The sequence below is a fragment of the Kluyvera ascorbata ATCC 33433 genome, assembly GCF_000735365.1.
Classification (GTDB): Bacteria; Pseudomonadota; Gammaproteobacteria; order Enterobacterales; family Enterobacteriaceae; genus Kluyvera; species Kluyvera ascorbata.
Window position 1 is genome coordinate 1 of record NZ_JMPL01000218.1, and the last position, 2,138, is coordinate 2,138.

At 49.8% G+C, this 2,138-nt stretch carries 5 protein-coding genes and 1 pseudogene; 4 read left to right on the forward strand and 2 right to left on the reverse strand.

Annotated features, from left to right (window positions below):
* Window positions 1-196: IS30 family transposase (locus tag GKAS_RS24450; RefSeq protein ID WP_167540438.1), on the forward strand; the 196-nt coding region annotated here is incomplete at its 5' end.
* Window positions 197-204: 8 nt separating this feature from the next.
* Here GKAS_RS24450 and ydfV read toward each other — a convergent pair.
* Window positions 205-300: pseudogene (ydfV, locus tag GKAS_RS25425) on the reverse strand (protein YdfV); the annotation flags it as partial.
* 24 nt (window positions 301-324) lie between these two features.
* On the opposite strand from ydfV, the gene relB reads away from it, so the two are divergent.
* The 3 genes from relB to GKAS_RS23220 all read left to right on the forward strand — a co-directional run bounded on the left by relB (window position 325) and on the right by GKAS_RS23220 (window position 1,899).
* Complete coding sequence (gene relB, locus GKAS_RS23210; RefSeq protein WP_000534858.1) at window positions 325-564, forward strand: type II toxin-antitoxin system antitoxin RelB; 240 nt, start codon at window positions 325-327, stop codon at window positions 562-564.
* Complete coding sequence (gene relE, locus GKAS_RS23215) at window positions 564-851, forward strand: type II toxin-antitoxin system mRNA interferase RelE (protein WP_000323025.1); 288 nt, start codon at window positions 564-566, stop codon at window positions 849-851. Before relB ends, relE begins: the two co-directional genes overlap by 1 nt.
* 109 nt (window positions 852-960) lie before the next feature.
* Window positions 961-1,899, forward strand: a complete 939-nt coding sequence (locus GKAS_RS23220) for an IS5 family transposase (protein WP_081918609.1) — start codon at window positions 961-963, stop codon at window positions 1,897-1,899.
* Here the strand turns inward: GKAS_RS23220 and GKAS_RS23225 are convergent.
* Window positions 1,879-2,138 (reverse strand): integrase core domain-containing protein (locus tag GKAS_RS23225; protein ID WP_035897883.1); only part of this gene is annotated, 260 nt, incomplete at its 5' end. The genes GKAS_RS23220 and GKAS_RS23225 overlap by 21 nt on opposite strands.

Consider the following 2,138-nt stretch of genomic DNA (forward strand, 5'->3'; position numbering starts at 1 on the left):
TCCCTGGCAACGCGGCTCAAATGAAAATACAAACAGATTACTCAGACAGTATTTTCCAAAAGGAACTGACTTATCGGTTCACAGCCAGCAAAGACTAAACAGTGTTGCCAGACAGCTCAACGAGAGGCCGAGAAAAACGCTAGACTATGAATCACCCGCAGAGCGGTTCAATCAATGTGTTGCATCCATCGGTTGAACTCACAGCACAAAGCGGACAGTGATCACCGTTCTTACGACTACTTTCTGACTTCCTTCGTGACTTGCCCTAAGCATGTTGTAGTGCGATACTTGTAATGACATTTGTAATTACAAGAGGTGTAAGACATGGGTAGCATTAACCTGCGTATTGACGATGAACTTAAAGCGCGTTCTTACGCCGCGCTTGAAAAAATGGGCGTAACTCCTTCTGAAGCGCTTCGTCTCATGCTCGAGTATATCGCTGACAATGAACGCTTGCCGTTCAAACAGACACTCCTGAGTGATGAAGATGCTGAACTTGTGGAGATAGTGAAAGAACGGCTTCGTAATCCTAAGCCAGTACGTGTGACGCTGGATGAACTCTGATGGCGTATTTTCTGGATTTTGACGAGCGGGCACTAAAGGAATGGCGAAAGCTGGGCTCGACGGTACGTGAACAGTTGAAAAAGAAGCTGGTTGAAGTACTTGAGTCACCCCGGATTGAAGCAAACAAGCTCCGTGGTATGCCTGATTGTTACAAGATTAAGCTCCGGTCTTCAGGCTATCGCCTTGTATACCAGGTTATAGACGAGAAAGTTGTCGTTTTCGTGATTTCTGTTGGGAAAAGAGAACGCTCGGAAGTATATAGCGAGGCGGTCAAACGCATTCTCTGAACCAAAGCATGACATCTCTGTTTCGCACCGAAGGTGACACTTCTGCTTTGCGTTGACATTCGGTGTTATCCAGGCGGGGCTTTGTTGAATAAATCGAACTTTTGCTGAGTTGAAGGATCAGATCACGCATCCTCCCGACAACACAGACCATTCCGTGGCAAAGCAAAAGTTCAGAATCACCAACTGGTCCACCTACAACAAAGCTCTCATCAACCGTGGCTCCCTCACTTTCTGGCTGGATGATGAGGCGATTCAGGCCTGGTATGAGTCGGCAACGCCTTCATCACGAGGAAGGCCCCAGCGCTATTCTGATCTCGCCATCACCACCGTTCTGGTGATTAAACGCGTATTCCGGCTGACCCTGCGGGCTGCGCAGGGTTTTATTGATTCCATTTTTGCCCTGATGAACGTTCCGTTGCGCTGCCCGGATTACACCAGTGTCAGTAAGCGGGCAAAGTCGGTTAATGTCAGTTTCAAAACGTCCACCCGGGGTGAAATCGCACACCTGGTGATTGATTCCACCGGGCTGAAGGTCTTTGGTGAAGGCGAATGGAAAGTCAGAAAGCACGGCAAAGAGCGCCGTCGTATCTGGCGAAAGTTGCATCTTGCTGTTGACAGCAACACACATGAAGTTGTCTGTGCAGACCTGTCGCTGAATAACGTCACGGACTCAGAAGCCTTCCCGGGCCTTATCCGGCAGACTCACAGAAAAATCAGGGCAGCCGCGGCAGACGGGGCTTACGATACCCGGCTTTGTCACGATGAACTGCGCCGCAAAAAAATCAGCGCGCTTATTCCTCCCCGAAAAGGAGCAGGTTACTGGCCCGGTGAGTACGCAGACCGCAACCGTGCCGTTGATAATCAGCGGCTGAGCGGAAGCAATGCACGGTGGAAATGGACAACGGAATATAACCGTCGCTCGATAGCGGAAACGGCAATGTACAGAATGAAGCTGTTGTTGGGAGATTCACTGACGCTGCGTGACTACGATGGTCAGGTAGCGGAAGCTATTGTAAGCACACCTGTTTTAGTTCCACGCACTTTTTGAGAGTTCCGGTTTTTCAGCCATCAGCCGGTACTCTTCCGGCGTCAGGTTGTTCAGGGATTCGTGAGGGCGCTCGTTGTTATATTCCATTAGCCAGCGTCCGGTGATTTCCCGTGCCTCATTCAGTGTTCTGAACAGGTAAAAATCCAGGATTTCTGTCCGGTACGTCCGGTTAAACCGTTCGATAAACGCATTTTGCGTCGGCTTACCCGGTTTGATAAATTCGAGCATCACGCCATGCT